The organism is Neisseria sp. P0021.S006, from assembly GCF_051956895.1.
The window spans coordinates 1-823 of record NZ_JBQCWZ010000596.1 but is presented as its reverse complement, the minus strand read 5'-3'; the positions used below and the strand labels follow the sequence as shown (position 1 = coordinate 823).

Below are 823 nucleotides of genomic sequence, written 5' to 3'. Positions count from 1 at the left end.
GCCCAGATGATACCGCTGTCGTTGTAATAAACGGTACAGGTTTCATTAGCGTTGGTTTCTTTGTTAGGTTCTGCCTTCAAAATATAACCTGAATCGGAAGGATTAGGCATAGAAGCTGTACCTTCGGAAAAACTAATATTGAAATATTGATTCTGCTGTAAATTTTTAGCAGGAAAATCCTTATTACCAGGAAAATCCTTAAATGTCCTTTTTTGAGTGTAGTAGCGTTCGAGCTGTTGGGCGTTATGAAGCATCTGCGTGCGGACGGCGGCAAGGCGCGTTTGGCGGATATAGTTTTGATAAGACGGATATGCGATGATAGCAAGAATGGCTGCAATCACAACGACTATCAGCAGCTCGATAAGCGTGAAGCCTTGTTGGTGTTTCATTGTATTTATGTCGTGAATAATTAGAATAAGACGTGGATATTATAGTAGTTTTCTTGCGGCTTAAATGTTCAGATTCGGAGGGAGTTTGGGAATTTATGTAAATGAGGTGCAAGTTCTGAAAAATGTTTACTGACCTTTATTTTTTATTTCAATAAGTTAAACTTCAATTTAAGCCGGCTGTCTCTTGGTCAGCCTGGGTCTTTACAGTAAAATCCAGTTGTTTTTTTGTTTCTATCAATACATTTGTTGCTTGTCTGCGACGTTATTTAATTGAATTGGTTTCTTTTATATGTCTAAAGTTTTCAAGTGGGCGGCCGGTACGGCTGTTATCGTGGCTGCAGCTTTCGGCGGCTGGTCTTTGATGAAGCCTGAGCCTCAGTCTTCTTTTATTACAGAAGTGGTCAAACGCGGCGATATTCGTCAAACCGTGTCGG

At 40.5% G+C, this 823-nt stretch carries 1 protein-coding gene and 1 pseudogene; one reads left to right on the top strand and one right to left on the bottom strand.

The genetic code is table 11. The features are described from left to right. The coding region (locus tag ACTHUM_RS15925; protein WP_440403410.1) for a type IV pilin protein at positions 1-389 on the bottom strand (389 nt) is incomplete at its 3' end. Between the two features lie 289 nt (positions 390-678). On the opposite strand from ACTHUM_RS15925, the pseudogene ACTHUM_RS15920 reads away from it, so the two are divergent. Beyond that, positions 679-823: pseudogene (locus tag ACTHUM_RS15920) on the top strand (efflux transporter periplasmic adaptor subunit); the annotation flags it as partial.